Below are 16,444 nucleotides of genomic sequence, written 5' to 3'. Positions count from 1 at the left end.
CATGGCCGGCTTGCTCGAGAACAAGGTCGTCGTGATCAGCGGTGTTGGTCCGGCGTTGGGAACCACACTGGCGCGCCGATGTGCAGAGGCCGGCGCCGACGTGGTGCTGGCGGCGCGCACCGTCGGTCGCCTCGACGACGTGGCCAAGCAGGTCACCGACCTGGGTCGGCGCGCATTGTCGGTCGGCACCGACATCACCGACGATGCGCAGGTGGACAACCTGGTCAAGCAGACCCTGGACACCTACGGCAAGGTCGACGTATTGGTCAACAACGCGTTCAAGGTGCCGTCGATGAGGCCGTTCGGCCAGACGTCGTTCGACCACATCCGCGAGACGCTGGAACTCACCGTGCTCGGCGCGCTGCGGCTCATTCAGGGATTCACCCCGGCGTTGACCGAGGCCAAGGGCTCGATCGTGAATGTCAACTCGATGGTGGTGCGGCATTCCGACCCCAAACAGGGTGCCTACAAGATGGCCAAGTCGGCGTTGCTGGCGATGTCGCAGTCGCTTGCCACCGAGCTCGGCGCGCAGGGGATTCGGGTGAATTCTGTGCTGCCCGGCTATATCTGGGGTGGAACGCTGCAGGGCTACTTCGAGCACCAGGCAAACAAGTACGGAACCACCGTCGAGGAGATCTACAACGCCGCCGCGGTCAACAGCGATCTCAAGCGGCTGCCCACCGAGGACGAGGTGGCCTCGGCGATCCTGTTCATGGCCAGCGACCTGTCCAGTGGTATCACCGGTCAGACGCTGGACGTCAACTGCGGGGAGTACCACTTCTGATGGTGAGAGTGAGTGAGGATCGCAGCGAGGTACGAGCGAGGACCGGAGCGAACGAGGTGAAAAGACCGTGAGTGATTTCCTCAGCGTCGAGAGCCTGCTCGCCTCGGCCACCAAAGCCACCGGCATGGACGACTTCGGTGTGGACGACGACAACTACCGAGAAGCGTTGGGGGTGTTGCTCGAATCGTTCCGCAGCGACGCGGACCTCACCGAACTCGGCTCCAAGATGCACCGGTTTTTCGTTCGCAATGCGCTGGTGGCCAGGCTGCTGTCCGAGGCCGCCTTCAAACAGCATCCGCAGCACGTCGACGTCCCGATCGAACGGCCGATCTTCGTCACTGGATTGCCGCGCACCGGAACGACCGCACTGCACCGGCTGCTGTGCGGCGATCCGCGTCACCAGGGATTGGAGCTGTGGCTGGCAGAGTTCCCACAGCCCCGGCCGCCGCGGGAGACCTGGAAGGACAACCCGTTCTTCCAGCAGCTCGATGCGCAGTTCACCAAGGCCCATGAGGAGAACCCGGATTACACGGGTCTGCATTACATGACGGCCGACGAGGTAGAGGAGTGCTGGCAGCTGCTGCGGCAGTCGCTGCACTCGGTGTCCTACGAGACGCTGGCGCACGTGCCGACCTACTCGCGGTGGCTGGCCAACCAGGACTGGACCAAATCCTATGCGCGGCATCGCAAGAACCTGCAGCTAATCGGTCTCAACGACCCCGAGAAGCGGTGGGTCCTCAAGAATCCCAGTCACCTGTTCGCGCTCGAGGCGGTGTTCGCCATCTACCCCGATGCCTTGATCCTGCAGTGCCACCGTCCGGCCGAGACGATCATGGCCTCGATGTGCTCGCTGTCCCAGCACACCACCGACGGCTGGTCGAACACCTTCACGGGCGAGGTCATCGGAGCCGATGCGCTGGAGACCTGGTCGCGCGGACTGGAGCGGTTCAACACCGAACGCGCCAAGCAGAATCCGGCCCAGTTCTACGACGTGGACTACTTCGAACTCATCCGCGAACCGATCCGCACCGTGGAGAACATCTACTCCCACTTCGGCATCGAGATGACCGACGAGGCGCGGGCGGCGATCCTGCGCACCGACGAGGAGAGCAAGCAGGGACCGCGGGCGCCCAAGCATACCTACTCGCTGGCCGACTATGGGCTGACCGAGGAGCAGGTCAAGGAGCGCTTCAAGGGGCTATGAGCCCGGTCGAGGAGAGTGTGGTCGAGCTAGGCGCCGTCGTTGTCATCGCGCAGGGAACGGATCATGCTCTGCAGGATCCGGAACGCCCTTGACTGCTCGGTCTCGGTCAGGCCGGCCAGCATTCTGAGCTCGACGGATCGGACCGCCGCGGTCGCCTTCTCGAGGCTGCGTCGGCCGCGCGGCGTGAGCCGCGTAGGAAGAACCTTTCCGACGGGCGCCTCCGTAGGCCTGGTCACGTAGCCGTCTCGTTCCAGGGCCTGGAGCAGCACGTTCATCGATTGCCGCGTCACGAACGCCCCCCGTGCAAGCTCGGAGTTCGACAAGCCCGGTCGTTGAGCCAGGAGCTCGAGGCAGGAGTAGTGCGTCACGCTCATCCCGAGGGGTCGCAGCACCTCCTCCATGGCTACGCGGAGGGCGCTCGACGCCTCTTTCAGTAGGTATCCCAGTGACGTCTCGAGGTCGACACCGTCTTGACTCATGTCAGTATTCTGACATAGGGTGCGCTATGTCAGTAAACTGACAAGAGAAGGAGCATCCTCATGCCCGCCACCGGCCCCGACTTCATCTCGCTACAAGCGCGCGACCTCGACGCTTCGCGGGCGTTCTACGAGCAGTACCTCGGCCTCGTCCGATCGCAGGCCGGACCTCCGCACGCCGTGGTCTTCGAGACGAAGCCGATCGCGTTCGCGCTCCGCGACGTCGTTCCCGGCACCGATCTCGGATCCGTTGCTCAGCCCGGCGTCGGCGCCGCGATCTGGTTCCACGCCACAGATGTCCAGGCCATTCACGATGCTCTCGTCGCCGACGGTCACCTCATCGTCTCCGCACCGATTGACGGTCCCTTCGGTCGAACATTCACGTTCGCCGATCCCGACGGCTACCAGGTCACTCTCCACGACCGCGGCTGACCGGTCCAAGTGGAATGGACGATCACCGATAACAAAGCCCGCTGTTGGGGCCTACGCATTGGTATGGGCGCAACAGGGCGGCGATACGAGCTAGCCGTCGCCGGGGGCCGGTGCGCTGGAGTACTCCTCCAGACAGCCTTCCGCCACAGCGTGTTTGATGCTGTCGGACAGTCGCGGGCACGACCGGGTGCGGGCACTGGAACCGCCCTCGGCGCGGATCTCGGCGAAGTACGCGCAGCGCTGTTGTGCCTCGCTGCTCCACTGCACCGCGGTGTGTGCGATGCCGAGCTTCTTGACCTTCACCGCGATGTGGCAGTACCGGCAGTCGACGTCGACGAGTCCGGCCGACAGGTACCGTTCGCGATCTCGCCGGGTGGCCTCGTGGACCTCGGCGGCGCGCTGCGGGTCGGAGGCGAAATCGGGTGCCTTCGACCATGATGTCGGCGTGCTGTCGTCGTGCCCGTGCGGCTCGTCGTGCTCGTGCACGCCGAGCAACTCCAACATGGACCGCGCCAGATCTTCGACGTCGGGCGGTGGATCCTCGGGGGTCATAATCACACCTGAGTCGGCTGTCCTTCAGTATCGGCTTCGGCCTGCTTCTTGAGGTTCTCCTGAACCTCGACCTGCCACTTCTCGTTGGCCGGGCTGGTGTCCACCTCGAGTTCGAAGCGGTCGGTCATATCGGGCGTGACATCGGCGACGTCGACATAGAACTGCTGATACCACCGGCGCATCTGGTAGACCGCGCCGTCTTCCTCGACGAGCAGCGGGTTTTCGATGCGGGTCTTGTGCTTCCAGATCTCGACGTCCTGCAGGAAGCCCTTGCTGACGCCGACGACCATGGCGTCGGAGAGCTTCTCGCTCATCGCATCGTCCATGCCCTTGGGCTTTTCGACGATCACACCCCACTGCAGCATGAACGAGTCCTGCGTGACCGGGTAGTGGCAGTTGATCAGGATCGACTCGGCCTTGAAGCCGCCGTAGTTGTTGTGCAGCCAGTTGATCATGAACGACGGCCCGAAGTAGGACGCCTCGGAATCCAGATGCGATTCGGTGTAGGCCGAGCCGCCCAGCACCACGTCGGGGCGCCCGACATTGTGCAGGTACTGCGAGGCGATGTGGCCTTCGAAGACATTCTTGAAGTACGTCGGCAGGCCGAAATGGATGTAGAAGAAGTGCGCCATGTCGGTGACGTTGTCGACGATCTCGCGGCAGTTGGAGCCCTCGATCAGCAGGCTGTTCCATTTCCACTGCGTCCACTCACCGCTGGTGTACTCCGGGATCTCCGGAATACGCACCTCGGGCGGCGGGGGATTGCCCTCGGGATCGTGCCAGACGAACAGCAGCCCGCTGCGCACGTCGGTCTCCCAGGACCGGGTGCGGGCCAGGCGGGGCGTGCGCTTGGCATAGGGGACCAGCTTGCAGCGCCCGTCGCCGCTCCAGCGCCAGTCGTGGAACGGGCAGGCCAACGCGTCGTCCTTGACGGTGCCCTGGGACAGGTCACCGCCGAGGTGGCGGCAGTACGCGTCAAGCACGTGCAGCTGGTCCTGGGAATCGGCGAAGACCACCAGTTTGGTGCCGAACGCGTTGATCGGATGCGGTTTGCCGTCCAGGTAATCCTGGACCGGGCCAAGGCAGTGCCAGCCCCGGGCGTACCGGTCTGGCAGGGTCCCGGTGTCGATCTCGCGAATGCCGGCAGTCACCTGGCTCCTCCACTCCTAGTCTCTAACTAGAACACGTTACAGTTTTTCCGTCTCATCGCGCAATGACAGTCGCGCGACCTGCGGATTGTCCACCTGAATTGCGGTATATCTGGACGATGCCGCTGTATTCGTTCGAAGGCCGGTCCCCGCGGGTGGACCCCACCGCCTTCGTCGCGCCCACCGCCGTGCTGATCGGGGACGTCTCCGTGGAGGCCGGCGCATCGGTGTGGTTCAACGCGGTGTTGCGCGGCGACTTTGCCCCGATCGTTATCCGGGAGGGTGCCAATGTGCAGGACGGGTCGGTCCTACACGCACCGCCGGGTGTCCCGGTCGACATCGGCCCCGGTGCGACGATCGCGCATATGTGCACGATCCACGGCGTGCACCTCGGAGCCGAGGCGTTGATCGCCAATCACTGCACGGTGCTCGACGGCGCGGTGATCGGCGCCCGCAGCATGATCGCCGCGCACTCCCTGGTGCTCGGTGGCACCCACATCCCCGACGAGGTGTTCGTCACCGGTTCCCCGGCGAAGGTCAAGGGGCCGATCGCCGGGACGGGCGCGGAGGTGTGGGTGAATCTGAACCCCAAGGCCTATCAGGACCTGGCCCGCCGCTACGCCGCGGGGCTGGATCCGATCGAGTAGCCGTCCGGCGCTTCGGCCGCCGCGGATCACCCAGCAGCAACCGGGACACCCGCACGAGCAGACCGCGCTCGGGGTCGGGGTATTCCGCCGCCCGAGCCGTACAGACCACCTGCATGCACCGCTCCCGTACCCGCTCGGCGCTCATCCCGAACTGCAGGAAGCAGTCATTGGCCGGTGGCTCACCGTAGGGTGCCCAGCTCAGGACGAAGGCCAGCAGGTCGCGGTCGAACCGATCCAGCTGACGCCACGGCGAGCCGGGACCGATCACAGACCCGCTGCGGCGTGGTGGTACACGTCGTTCCACTTCAACTCCCGAATAAATCCCCGCATGGTGGTGTCGGCGTCGATCACCAGCAGCTCCGTTCCAGTCATCTCGGCGAAGTCCTCCAGCGTCTCGGTGCCGATGGCCGTGCTGAGCACGGTGTGGTGCGGCGCACCGGCGGTCAGCCACGCCTCGGTGGCGACCGACCAGCTCGGCTTGGGCTCCCATACCGCGCAGGCAACCGGCAGGTTCGGCAGCGGGGCCGTCGGCGCGACGACGTCAACCTCATTGGCCACCAATCGGAATCGTGACCCGATGTCACTGATCCCGAGAATCACCGCGGGGCCGGGCGCGGCGGTGAACCGCAGCCGGACCGGGTCCTCCCTGGCGCCGATGGACAGCGGATGCACCTCGAGCGAGGGTGTGCCCTCGGCGATCGACGGGCACACCTCCAGCATGTGGGCGCCCAGGACGCGTTCGGCCCCGGTCGTCAGGTCGTAGGTGTAGTCCTCCATGAACGAGGTGCCGCCGGGAAGGCCCTCGGCCATCACCTTGACCGCCCGCAGCATCACCGCCGTCTTCCAGTCACCCTCGGCGCCGAAGCCGTACCCGTCGGCCATCAATCGCTGTACGGCCAGGCCGGGCAGCTGACGCAACCCGCCGAGATCCTCGAAGTTGGTGGTGAACGCGTGGAATCCGCCATTCTCCAAGAACTTTCGCAGGCCGGCCTCGATCCGGGCGCCGTAGCGGAGCGCGGTGTGGCGCTCTCCGCCCGGCTGGAGCTCGGGGGCCAGCCGGTAGGCGCTCTGATACTCGCGAACCAATTTGTCCACCGCGGCGTCGGGCACGCGCTGCACGACGTCGACGAGCTCGTTGACCGGATAGCTGTTGACCGACGCACCGAAGTGCGCCTCGGCTTCCACCTTGTCGCCCTCGGTGACCGCGACGTTGCGCATGTTGTCGCCGAAACGCGCCACCCGCAGGGTGGCCAGCTCGGCGGTGGCCAGCGCCGCACGGGTCCACGACCCGATCCGTGACCGGGTACGAGGGTCGCTGACGTGCCCGGCGACGGTCTTGCGCGACACGGATAGCCGCGACTGGATATAGCCGAACTCGCGGTCGCCGTGGGCGGCCTGATTGAGGTTCATGAAGTCCATGTCGATGCTGTCCCAGGGCAATTCGACGCCGAACTGGGTGTGCAGATGCAGCAGCGGTTTCTGCAGACCGCGCAGCCCTCGGATCCACATCTTGGCCGGGGAGAAGGTGTGCATCCAGGCGATGATCCCGATGCACGCAGCGCTGTCGTTGGCCTGGCGGATCACCGCGGAGATGTTGTCGGCGGTGACCACCGTGGGCACCCACACCACCCGCACGGGTATCTCGGCGCAGCCGTCGAGTTGGTCGGCGATGGCGCGTGACTGGTCGGCCACCTGGGCCAGGGTGTCCTCCCCATACATGGATTGGCTGCCGGTGACGAACCACACTTCACCGTCGACGGTTCGCGAACCGATCATGATTACTCCCCTTCCCGGCGGGCGGCCGGCGGCTGCCCGTAGACGTGCTGGTAGCGCTCGAAGAGCGCGGTGATGTCACGGTTGTCGATGCGATCGAGGGCGCCCAGCTGTCGGCCGATGTGGACGGTGCGCGCCACGTCTTCGACCATGACCGCGGCTTTGACCGCCGAGCGGGCGTCGGGGCCGACCGTGAAGGGCCCGTGGTTGCGCATGAGTACCGCGGGGGACCGGCTGCCGCGCAACGCTTCCACAATGCCTCGCCCGATCGAGTCATCCCCGATAAGGGCGAACGGACCGACCGGGATGTCGCCACCGAACTCGTCGGCGATCATCGTCAGGACACAGGGAATCGGCTCGCCCCTGGCTGCCCACGCGGTGGCATAGGTGGAGTGGGTGTGCACCACGCCCCCCACCTCGGGCATGTGCCGGTAGACGTAGGCGTGCGCCGCGGTGTCCGATGACGGGGCCAGGTCGCCGTCGACGAGGTTTCCGTGCAGGTCGCACACCACGATGTCGGCCGGCGTCAGTGCGTCGTAATCCACACCGGACGGTTTGATCACCATCAGGTCGTGACCGGGCACCCGCGCCGAGACGTTGCCCGCGGTCCAGATCACCAGCTGGTATTTGGTCAGTTGCGCGTGCAGCCCGCAGACCTCCCGGCGCAGCCGGCCGACGACGGCGGTTATCTCAGAGGTGACGGTCATCGCAGTGCCTCCTGGTGGGTGGGGGTGGAGATCTCGCGAAGGGTGCGCATCATCGCGTTGCCGCGGCCGAACCAGTCGTGCAGCTTGACGTACTCGGCGTAGAGCCGGTCGTAGCGCTCCACGTTGCCGGCGATCGGGACGAAGGCGTTGCGGGTGCGCCCGCCCATCTGCTTGGCCGCGGCGGGCACATCCTGGTAGGCGCCCGCTGCTGCGGCGGCGTGGATGGCCGCTCCCAGCGCGGGCCCCTGCGTCGAATTGACCATGGACAACGGCAATCCCACGACGTCGGCGTAGATCTGCATCAGCAATCGGTTCTTGACCAGCCCGCCGCCGACGACGAGTTCGGTCACCGGCACACCGCTGCTGACGAAGGTGTCGACGATCATCCGCGTCCCGTAGGCGGTGGCCTCCAGCAGGGCTCGGTACATGTCGGCAGCTGTGGTGGACAGTGTCTGGCCGACGATCACGCCGGAGAGCTGATGGTCGACGAGCACCGACCGATTGCCGCTGTGCCAGTCCAGGGCGACCAGGCCGTGCTGGCCGACGGCTTGGGCCGAGGCCCACTCGGTGAGCAGCTCGTGGACCGACAGATTGCGGGCCCTGGCCTGTTCGTGCACGGCCGGGGGGACGCAGTTGTCGATGAACCAGGAGAAGATGTCGCCGACCCCGGACTGGCCGGCCTCGTACCCCCACCGCCCGTCGACGATGCCGCCGTCGACGACCCCGCACATGCCCGGAACTTCGCGCAGCACATCGGAATTCATGACATGGCAGGTGGACGTCCCCATGATGGCCAGCAACTGGCCGGGTTCCAGCGAGTTGGCGGCGGCGGCGGTGACGTGCGCGTCGACATTGCCGACGGCAACCGGCAACCCCGCAGGCAGGCCGGTCCAGTGCGCAGCCTCTGCCGTCAAACCCCCGGCGACCTGGCCGAGCGCGGCGATCGGATGCTCGAGCTTGGTGACGACGAAGTCGGCGAAGTCGGGATGCACTGCGGCCAGGAACTCGCGGGTGGGATAGTGCCCGTCCTGCAGGATGCCCTTGTACCCGGCGCTGCAGGCATTGCGCCAGTAGGTGCCGCAGAGCTGCCAGGTGATCCAATCGGCGGCCTCGACCCAACGGTCCATGGCCGCATAGACCTGCGGGTCCTCCTCCAGGATCTGCAGTGCCTTGGCGAACTCCCACTCACTGGAGATCTGCCCGCCGTAGCGGCTCAGCCATGCTTCGTTGCGCGCGGCGGCGACCGCGTTGATCCGGTCGGCCTGCTGCTGAGGGGAGTGGTGCCGCCACAGCTTGGCGTACGCGTGCGGCCGGTCCTGGAACGGGTCGATCTCGCACAGCGGTGTGCCATCGGCGCGGACCGGGACCATCGTGCAGGAGGTGAAGTCGGTGCCGATGCCGATCACATCACGGGGGTCGACACCGGCCCGGCTGATCGCTTCGGGGACAGCCTTTTTCAGCACCTGTCGGTAGTCCTCGGGGACCTGCAGCGCCCACTCGGGTGGCAGCTGCGCCGTGCCGACGGGCAGCGAGCGGGTCAGTACCGCGTGCTCGTAGTGGTGTACGGCGCTGGCAAGCTCCTGTCCGTCATCCACCCGCACGACCAGGGCCCGTCCCGAGAGCGTGCCGAAATCTACTCCGACTGTGTACTTGTGGCGATTCATCGGTTCCTCACTGTGTCCGCGGAATGCGGTCGGGTGCTGTCTCGAACGACGAGTTCGGGGGCGAGCAGGGGCGCGGCTGGGGTGATCCCTCCCAGCACGGCCGTCAGCAGTTCGATCGCGCGCTGCCCGACCGCGTGGAAGTCCTGTCGGACGGTGCTCAGTGCCGGATTGAGGTAGCCGGCCTCGGGGATGTCGTCGAAGCCGATGAGGCTCACGTCGTCCGGGACGGCGATACCGGCCTGGTCGAACGCGCGCAGGACGCCGATCGCCATCTGGTCGTTGGCCACGAAGAGGGCCGAGAAGTCTTTGTGTGCGGCCAGCTCTCGGCCGATCTGGTGTCCGCGGGCCGGCGTCCAATCGCCTTCGAGGTCGGCCCGTACCGCCAGGCCGGCGGCGCGCATGGCCTCGATGTAGCCGGCCCGGCGGGCCCGGGCCTCGGTCCAGCTCAGCGGACCACTGATGTGGACGATCTCGCGGTGGCCCAGGTCGATGAGGTGCTGGGTCGCCAGGCGTGCGCCCGCGATCTGATCGACGCCCACACTCAACCCGCGCCCTGACAGTTCGCCTTCGACGACGATCAGTGGGATGGCGGTGGCCTCGGAGCGCACCACGGCCAGTGCCTCCTGCTGGGTGACGATCATGACGATCGCCTCGACCGACTGGCGGCTCAGATAGTCCAGGGCGCCGCGCAGTTCCTCGTGGGTCACGGCGGCCACGGTGACGAGGCTGGTGAAGTAGCCCGCGCTGCGGGCCGCGTCCTGGATGGAGAACTGGATGCTGGCCGGCCCGTAGAGCGCGGTGTTGCTGCCGATGATCCCGATGATCCGCGAGCGCCGGGTCACCAGTGCGCGGGCGGCGGTGTTGGGGTGGTAGCCCAGATCGGCGATCGCGCGCTCCACCCGCTGGCGGGTGCTGGGCCGGATGCTGGTGGAGTTGTTGATCACCCGCGACACCGTCTGGTGCGAGACGCCGGCGAGCCGGGCGACGTCGGCCATGACCGGTCGGCGCGGAGTGGGTTCTGCCGTCATCGGGGTCTCCTGACCAACACCCGCTGGACCAGCACGAAGACCAGCAGCAGCAGGCCGGTCATGATTCGGGTCCAGTACGAGTCGAGATTTTCGGTGGTCACCAGGACCTGGATGGCACCCAGGACGAGCACTCCGATGAGTGACCCCAGGACGAAACCCACACCGCCGGAAAGCAACACACCGCCGATCACCGCAGCGGCGATCGCGTCGAGCTCCAGACCGACCCCGTTGAGGCTGTATCCGGACAGCTTCTGAACCCCGAGCAGCAGCCCGGCGAGTGCGGCGCAGAAGCCGCTGATCACGTAGACGAGGACCTGGGTCCGCGTGGCGGGCAGCCCCATCAGCTGTGCCGATTGCCGGTTGCCACCGACGGCGTATACGGTTCGCCCGAAGCGGGTTTCGTGCAGCACATAGATCGCGACCAGGACGACGGACAGCGCGATCACCACCGTCCAACGGATGAACGTGGCGTCGTAGAGGTAGAGGTACTTCAGGCCCAGCGTGCGCAGCAGCGGATCCTTGATCGCCACGGTATCGACGCTGACCAGGTAGCACAGGCCGCGGGCCAAGAACATTCCCGCCAGCGTCACGATGAACGGCTGAACCTCGAAGAACTCGATGATGCAGCCCATCAGCAAGCCGAGCAGCGGACCGACGAGCAGCACCGTGACGATCGCGACCGGCGCAGGCCAGCCGGACTGCAGCACCGTGGCCAGGATCACCGTCGACAGTGCGACGACCGATCCGACGCTGAGATCGATTCCGCCGGTGAGGATCACGAACGTCATGCCGACAGCCAGGACGATCAGGTGGGCGTTGTCGACGAGCAGGTTCAGGAACACCTGTGCCGGGCTGGCGAAGTCGTAGCGCAGGAGCACCGTGCCGAACAGTGCGACAAATAGGACCACGGAGGCGACGGGGGACAGGTACCGGCCCCGAAAGCGTTCGGCCACCAGCATGGTGACCGCAGCCCCGTGTCGCAGGCTCTGCGTGCTCATGATGCCGCCACCGCGTCCGAATGCGGGGCGAGATCAGTGAGCACGGGCTCTGGCGCCGCGGGCGCGGGCCGGCGTCGCCGCAGCAGGCTCCGGAACCGCGGCGCCTGCAGCAGGCAGACCGCGATGACCACGACCGCCTTGAAGACCAGGGTGGCCTCCGGGGTGATGCCCGCGGTGTACACCGTGGTCGTCAGCGTCTGGATGATCAAGGCGCCCAGAACAGTTCCGGTCAGGCTGAACCGCCCGCCGAGCAGCGAGGTGCCCCCGATCACGACCGCGAGGATGGCGTCCATCTCGATCCACAGCCCGGCGTTGTTGGCGTCGGCCGCGGAGATGTTGGACGCGATCATCAGCCCGGCGACCCCGGCGCACAGCGCGCTGAACACGTAGACGGCGAAGACGATCGTGCGATAGCGGACCCCCGCCAGCCGGCTCGCTTCCGGGTTGATGCCGATCGATTCGAGCAGCATGCCCAGCGCGCTGCGCCGGGTGAACACCGCGACCACAACAAACACCGCCAGGCTGACCAGGATCGCCACGGGCAGGCCGAGGGCGTAGCCGGCGCCGATGACCGTGAACGGTTCACTGCTGACCGTGACGATCTGCCCCTTGGTGATGAGCAGGGCGATGCCGCGGCCCGCCGTCATCAACACCAGGGTGGCGATGATCGGCTGGATTCCGAGGGTGGACACCAGCATTGCGTTCCACAGGCCAAGCAGGACAGCGGCGCCGAGGGCGATCAGCGTCGCTGCGCCCACGGCGGAAAATCTGCCCGCGTCGGGTGCCGTCGCGATATGGGCACAGGCCAGCGCACCCGCGATCGCCACCACCGCACCGACCGACAGGTCGATGCCGCGCGAGGCGATGACCAGGGTCATGCCCAGCGCGACGAGCATTGTCGGCGCCCCGTTGCGCAGGATGTCGATGAGGCTGCCGTAGAGGTGACCGTCCTGGACCCGGATGGTCAGGAAGGCCGGTGTCAGAACGACATTGAGGACGATCAGGGCGGCCAGGGCGAGCGCGGGCCACAGCAGCGGTGACGCGGTAAGCCGGCGGGTCATTGCCCGCTCCCGGCGGCGATGAGGCGGGTGAGCTCGGAAACCGAACAGCCGCCGTCGACAGTGGCGACGCCGTGACCGTCGCGCAGCACCGTGACCCGGTCGCTGATCCGGGCGACCTCGTCGAGTTCGGCGGAGATGAAGAGCACCCCCATACCGTCGGCGGCCAGGTCGGCGACCAGCTTCTGGATCTGGGCCTTGGCGCCGACGTCGATGCCACGGGTCGGTTCGTCGAGGATGAGTAGGCGCGGCACGGTGATCAGCCACCGCGCCAGCAGCACCTTCTGCTGGTTGCCGCCGCTGAGGTTCCTGATGAGCGCATCCGGGTCGCGGGGCCGGATATCGAGTGCGTCGATGTAGCGTTGCACGAGCGCGGTCTTGGCTTTCGCCGACAGCGGCCGGGCGAAGCCCCGTCGAGCCTGCAACGCCAAAACCAGGTTGTCGCGGACGCTGAGGTCGCCGACGATGCCCTCGCCCTTGCGGTTCTCCGAGGTGAAGGCGAACCCGTGGGCGATCGCCGCGCGCGGCGAGCGCAGCCGGGTCGGCGTTCCCTCGACCTTGATCTGACCGCCGGTCGGCTTGTCCGCACCGAACAACAAGCGCGCGAACTCCGTTCGGCCCGAGCCGAGCAGGCCCGCCAGGCCGACCACCTCACCGCCGAAGATGTCGAGGGTGAGGGGGTGGATCCGGGGCGGGCGGCCCAGCTCGACGGTGCTCGCGATCGGGGCCGAGCCGGACTGCCGGTGTGCGCCCGGGGTGGTATCGGCGATCTCTTCGAGCAGGTCGAGCTCGCGGCCCAGCATCGCGGTGACCAATTGGTGGCGGTCGAGGTCGGCGGTGCGGTATTCACCGACCAGGCGGCCGTTGCGCAGCACCGTCATCCGGTCGGAGATCGCGTAGACCTGGTCGAGGAAGTGCGAGACGAACAGAATCGCCGTGCCGCCGTCCCGCAACCGGCGTATCACCCGGAACAGTTCCTCGACTTCGCCGGCGTCCAGGCTGGACGTCGGTTCGTCGAGGATCAGCACCCGTGCCGACACCGAGGTGGCGCGGGCGATGGCGACGAGCTGTTGAACGGCGATCGGGTGGGAGCCGAGAACAGACCGCGGATCGATGTCGAGCTCGAGGTTCGACAGCAGCTCGCGGGCGCGGCGGTGCATCGCGCGGGAATCGATCCGGCCGAATCGGCGAGGTTCGCGGCCCAGCAGGATGTTCTCGGCGACAGTGAGATTGGTGCACAGGTTGACTTCCTGGTACACCGTGCTGATCCCGGCGTCCTGCGCCTGGCGCGGGCCGGTGAACCGGCGTGGCTCACCGGCTACCGTGATGGTGCCCGCGTCGATGTCGTACACGCCGGTGAGGGCCTTGATCAGCGTGGATTTCCCCGCGCCGTTCTCACCCATGAGGGCATGCACTTCGCCGGGCAGCAGCGCAAGCGTGACGCGGTCGAGCGCCTTGACCCCGGGGAACCCGATGCTGATGTCACGCATCTGGACCACGGGCGGCTCTGTGGTCGAGGCCGGTGTCATGGGTGATTCGCCCTCAGTACTGGCGATCCGGCAGCGCGGCGATCGCCTGTTGCTGATCGAATGTCTTGTCGGGGACGACTACTCGTGGGGGCACCGGCTCGCCGGCGACGACCTGCTTGGCCAGGTCCATCAGTTGGGGTCCGAGCAGGGGATTGCACTCGACAAGGAAGTTGAACTTCCCGTCGGCCAGCGCCTGCATCCCGTCGTGGGTGGCGTCGACCGCCACGATCTTGATGTCCTGACCCGGCTTCAGACCGGCCGCTTGGATCGCCTCGGCCGCCCCCAGGCCCATATCGTCGTTCTGGGCGAAGACCACGTCGATCTTCGGGTTGGCCTTGAGGAAGGCCTCCATCACCTGCTTGCCACCGGATCGGGTGAAATCGCCTGTCTGCGAGGCGACCACCTTCAGATTCGGATTGGCCGCGATGGCCTCGGCGAACCCTTTGCTGCGATCGATGGCGGGGTCGGCGCCGGTGGTGCCCTCCAGTTCGACGATGTTGACCGGACCTGGCGCGGCGGCGTTTTGCTGCACCACCCAATCCCCGGCGCGGCGGCCTTCTTCGACGAAGTCAGCGCCGACAAACGTCTTGTAGACGTCGGTCTCCTGGGTGTCGACGGCGCGGTCGGTGAGGATCACCGGAATACCCGCGTTCTTGGCCTCCAGCAGCACCGCGTCCCAACCCGTGCGCACCACCGGACTGAAGGCGATGATGCCGACGTGCTGCTGGATGAACGACCGGATCGCCGAGATCTGGTTCTCCTGCTTTCCGTTGGCGTCGGCGAATTTGAGGTTGACGCCCGCCTGCGCGGCGGACTCCTGGATGTTCTTCGTATTCGCGGTGCGCCAGCCGCTTTCGGCTCCGACCTGAGCGAAACCCATGGTGATCTGGCCGTTGGCCGGCCCGCCCGGTGTCGGCCCGCCCGGCGTCGGGCCGCTGCCGCAGCCCACCATCGTCGTTGCGATCAGCGCACCCACGGCGGCTGCAAGGGATCTGTTCACCGTGACTCCTCATCTGTTGGTTGCCGATATCACCCCGGAGGGGCAGGCAGGGATCGGGTACGGCGCCGTGAGTGTGACCGGCGTTACACCGGCGAATGTTAGCGCTAACACAATGGGGTGTCAACGCTGCGGGAGGCGGGCGCTTTCGCGCGACCGAAAACGACTGGCCAACGGCTCGTTGTCGCCAAATGTGCAGCTAGAGCTGCTGTCTGAAGATGGGATGTTGACAAGCCAGTGAGTTGGCTCACATACTGGCGACAGCATGTTAGCGCTCACATTTAGACTCGGCTGCGCCCACCGCGCCGCGCGCCCACCCAGGAGGATGTCGTGAGAAAAATGATCGGGCTCGCCGCGCTGTTGGCGATGCTGACCGCACTGGTGCTCTCGGGCTGCGGGCGCACAACCGACACCTCCGCAGGGGGCGCAGGGGGCAACGGCGACAAGGGCACCGTCGGCATCGCGATGCCCACCAAGTCCTCCGAGCGCTGGGTCGCCGATGGCAAGAACATGGTCGACCAGTTCCAGTCCCTGGGCTATGCGACCGATCTGCAGTACGGCGACGACGTCGTGCAGAATCAGGTCTCGCAGATCGAGAACATGATCACCAAGGGTGTCAAGCTGCTCGTCATCGCGCCGATCGACGGCTCGTCGCTGACCACGACGCTGCAGCACGCGGCCGATGCCAAGATTCCGGTGATCAGCTACGACCGGCTGATCAAGGGCACCCCCAACGTCGACTACTACGCAACCTTTGACAACTTCAAAGTCGGCGTGCTGCAAGGCGATTACATCGTCGACAAACTCGGGCTGGACCAGGGTAAGGGGCCCTACAACCTTGAGCTGTTCGCCGGCTCCCCCGACGACAACAACGCCACCTACTTCTTTGATGGCGCGATGAGCGTGCTGAAGCCCTACATCGACAGCGGCAAGCTGGTGGTCCGCAGCGGGCAGACCTCCTTCGATCAGATCGCCACCTTGCGCTGGGACGGCGGATTGGCGCAGTCGAGAATGGACAACCTGCTCAGCCAGGCCTACACCACCGCCCGGGTGGACGCGGTGCTCTCGCCCTACGATGGCATCTCCCGGGGAGTGATCTCGGCGCTCAAGAGTGCCGGCTACGGGAACGCAGCCAAGCCGCTGCCCATCGTGACCGGACAAGACGCCGAACTGGCATCGGTGAAGTCGATCGTCGCCGGCGAGCAGACCCAGACCGTATTCAAGGACACCCGGGAACTGGCCAAGGCCGCGGTCCAGGAGGCAGACGCCGTGCTCACCGGCGGGAAACCCGAAGTCAACGACACCACGACGTACAACAACGGTGTCAAAGTGGTGCCGTCCTACCTGCTCCAGCCGGTCAGCGTGGACAAGTCCAACTACCAAGTGACGCTGGTTGATTCGGGCTACTACACCCAAGCGCAGGTGCAGTGACAGCGGCGCTGCTCCA

At 66.4% G+C, this 16,444-nt stretch carries 16 protein-coding genes; 5 read left to right on the top strand and 11 right to left on the bottom strand.

Annotated elements, in window-relative coordinates; genetic code table 11:
* The first annotated feature begins 1 nt into the window (after position 1).
* Both ADBZ9K_RS20005 and ADBZ9K_RS20000 read left to right on the top strand, forming a co-directional pair.
* Positions 2-784, top strand: a complete 783-nt coding sequence (locus ADBZ9K_RS20005; protein ID WP_526623513.1) for an SDR family NAD(P)-dependent oxidoreductase — start codon at positions 2-4, stop codon at positions 782-784.
* A gap of 124 nt (positions 785-908) precedes the next feature.
* Positions 909-1,988, top strand: a complete 1,080-nt coding sequence (locus ADBZ9K_RS20000; RefSeq protein WP_526624262.1) for a sulfotransferase — start codon at positions 909-911, stop codon at positions 1,986-1,988.
* Positions 1,989-2,014: 26 nt separating this feature from the next.
* Here the strand turns inward: ADBZ9K_RS20000 and ADBZ9K_RS19995 are convergent, their stop codons facing one another.
* Positions 2,015-2,467 (bottom strand): MarR family winged helix-turn-helix transcriptional regulator, encoded by a 453-nt coding sequence (locus ADBZ9K_RS19995; protein ID WP_526623511.1) that lies wholly within the window; start codon positions 2,465-2,467, stop codon positions 2,015-2,017.
* Between the two features lie 60 nt (positions 2,468-2,527).
* Between ADBZ9K_RS19995 and ADBZ9K_RS19990 the strand changes: the two genes are divergently transcribed.
* Positions 2,528-2,896 carry a VOC family protein gene (locus ADBZ9K_RS19990; protein WP_526623509.1) on the top strand — a complete coding sequence of 123 codons (369 nt, stop codon included), beginning with the start codon at positions 2,528-2,530 and terminating at the stop codon, positions 2,894-2,896.
* Between the two features lie 90 nt (positions 2,897-2,986).
* On the opposite strand, the gene ADBZ9K_RS19985 is transcribed toward ADBZ9K_RS19990, so the two are convergent.
* Complete coding sequence (locus tag ADBZ9K_RS19985) at positions 2,987-3,448, bottom strand: hypothetical protein (RefSeq protein ID WP_526623507.1); 462 nt, start codon at positions 3,446-3,448, stop codon at positions 2,987-2,989.
* 2 nt (positions 3,449-3,450) lie between these two features.
* Positions 3,451-4,599: a 3-ketosteroid-9-alpha-hydroxylase subunit A gene (locus ADBZ9K_RS19980; RefSeq protein WP_526623505.1), complete on the bottom strand. Its 1,149-nt coding sequence runs from the start codon at positions 4,597-4,599 to the stop codon at positions 3,451-3,453.
* A 116-nt stretch (positions 4,600-4,715) separates the two neighbouring features.
* On the opposite strand from ADBZ9K_RS19980, the gene ADBZ9K_RS19975 reads away from it, so the two are divergent.
* The gene (locus ADBZ9K_RS19975; RefSeq protein ID WP_526623503.1) at positions 4,716-5,243 is read left to right on the top strand and encodes a gamma carbonic anhydrase family protein; all 528 of its coding nucleotides are present in this window, start codon (positions 4,716-4,718) and stop codon (positions 5,241-5,243) included.
* 264 nt (positions 5,244-5,507) lie between these two features.
* Here the strand turns inward: ADBZ9K_RS19975 and araA are convergent, their stop codons facing one another.
* The 8 genes from araA to ADBZ9K_RS19935 are packed head-to-tail and all read right to left on the bottom strand — an operon-like array spanning position 5,508 to position 15,000.
* Positions 5,508-7,019: an L-arabinose isomerase gene (gene araA / locus ADBZ9K_RS19970; RefSeq protein WP_526623501.1), complete on the bottom strand. Its 1,512-nt coding sequence runs from the start codon at positions 7,017-7,019 to the stop codon at positions 5,508-5,510.
* 2 nt (positions 7,020-7,021) lie between these two features.
* On the bottom strand, positions 7,022-7,723 hold the full coding sequence (locus ADBZ9K_RS19965; protein ID WP_526623499.1) for a class II aldolase/adducin family protein: 702 nt from the start codon (positions 7,721-7,723) through the stop codon (positions 7,022-7,024).
* Positions 7,720-9,387, bottom strand: coding sequence for a ribulokinase (gene araB, locus ADBZ9K_RS19960; protein WP_526623497.1), 1,668 nt, complete (start codon positions 9,385-9,387; stop codon positions 7,720-7,722). The genes ADBZ9K_RS19965 and araB overlap by 4 nt, the downstream gene beginning before the upstream one ends.
* Entirely contained in the window at positions 9,384-10,415 is a 1,032-nt protein-coding gene (locus tag ADBZ9K_RS19955; protein WP_526623495.1) for a LacI family DNA-binding transcriptional regulator, read from the bottom strand. The genes araB and ADBZ9K_RS19955 overlap by 4 nt, the downstream gene beginning before the upstream one ends.
* A complete protein-coding gene (locus ADBZ9K_RS19950) occupies positions 10,412-11,413 on the bottom strand; it encodes an ABC transporter permease (protein ID WP_526623493.1) in 1,002 nt (333 codons plus the stop codon). The genes ADBZ9K_RS19955 and ADBZ9K_RS19950 overlap by 4 nt, the downstream gene beginning before the upstream one ends.
* Positions 11,410-12,474 carry an ABC transporter permease gene (locus tag ADBZ9K_RS19945; protein WP_526623491.1) on the bottom strand — a complete coding sequence of 355 codons (1,065 nt, stop codon included), beginning with the start codon at positions 12,472-12,474 and terminating at the stop codon, positions 11,410-11,412. The genes ADBZ9K_RS19950 and ADBZ9K_RS19945 overlap by 4 nt, the downstream gene beginning before the upstream one ends.
* Positions 12,471-13,961 (bottom strand): sugar ABC transporter ATP-binding protein, encoded by a 1,491-nt coding sequence (locus ADBZ9K_RS19940; protein WP_526624260.1) that lies wholly within the window; start codon positions 13,959-13,961, stop codon positions 12,471-12,473. The genes ADBZ9K_RS19945 and ADBZ9K_RS19940 overlap by 4 nt, the downstream gene beginning before the upstream one ends.
* A 52-nt stretch (positions 13,962-14,013) precedes the next feature.
* Positions 14,014-15,000 carry an ABC transporter substrate-binding protein gene (locus ADBZ9K_RS19935; protein WP_526623489.1) on the bottom strand — a complete coding sequence of 329 codons (987 nt, stop codon included), beginning with the start codon at positions 14,998-15,000 and terminating at the stop codon, positions 14,014-14,016.
* 336 nt (positions 15,001-15,336) lie between these two features.
* Between ADBZ9K_RS19935 and chvE the strand changes: the two genes are divergently transcribed.
* Positions 15,337-16,428, top strand: coding sequence for a multiple monosaccharide ABC transporter substrate-binding protein (gene chvE / locus ADBZ9K_RS19930; protein WP_526624258.1), 1,092 nt, complete (start codon positions 15,337-15,339; stop codon positions 16,426-16,428).
* Positions 16,429-16,444: the final 16 nt, after the last annotated feature.

This window comes from Mycobacterium sp. (genome assembly GCF_965229265.1).
Lineage (GTDB): Bacteria > Actinomycetota > Actinomycetes > Mycobacteriales > Mycobacteriaceae > Mycobacterium.
This window is presented reverse-complemented; position numbering and strand designations above follow the sequence as displayed.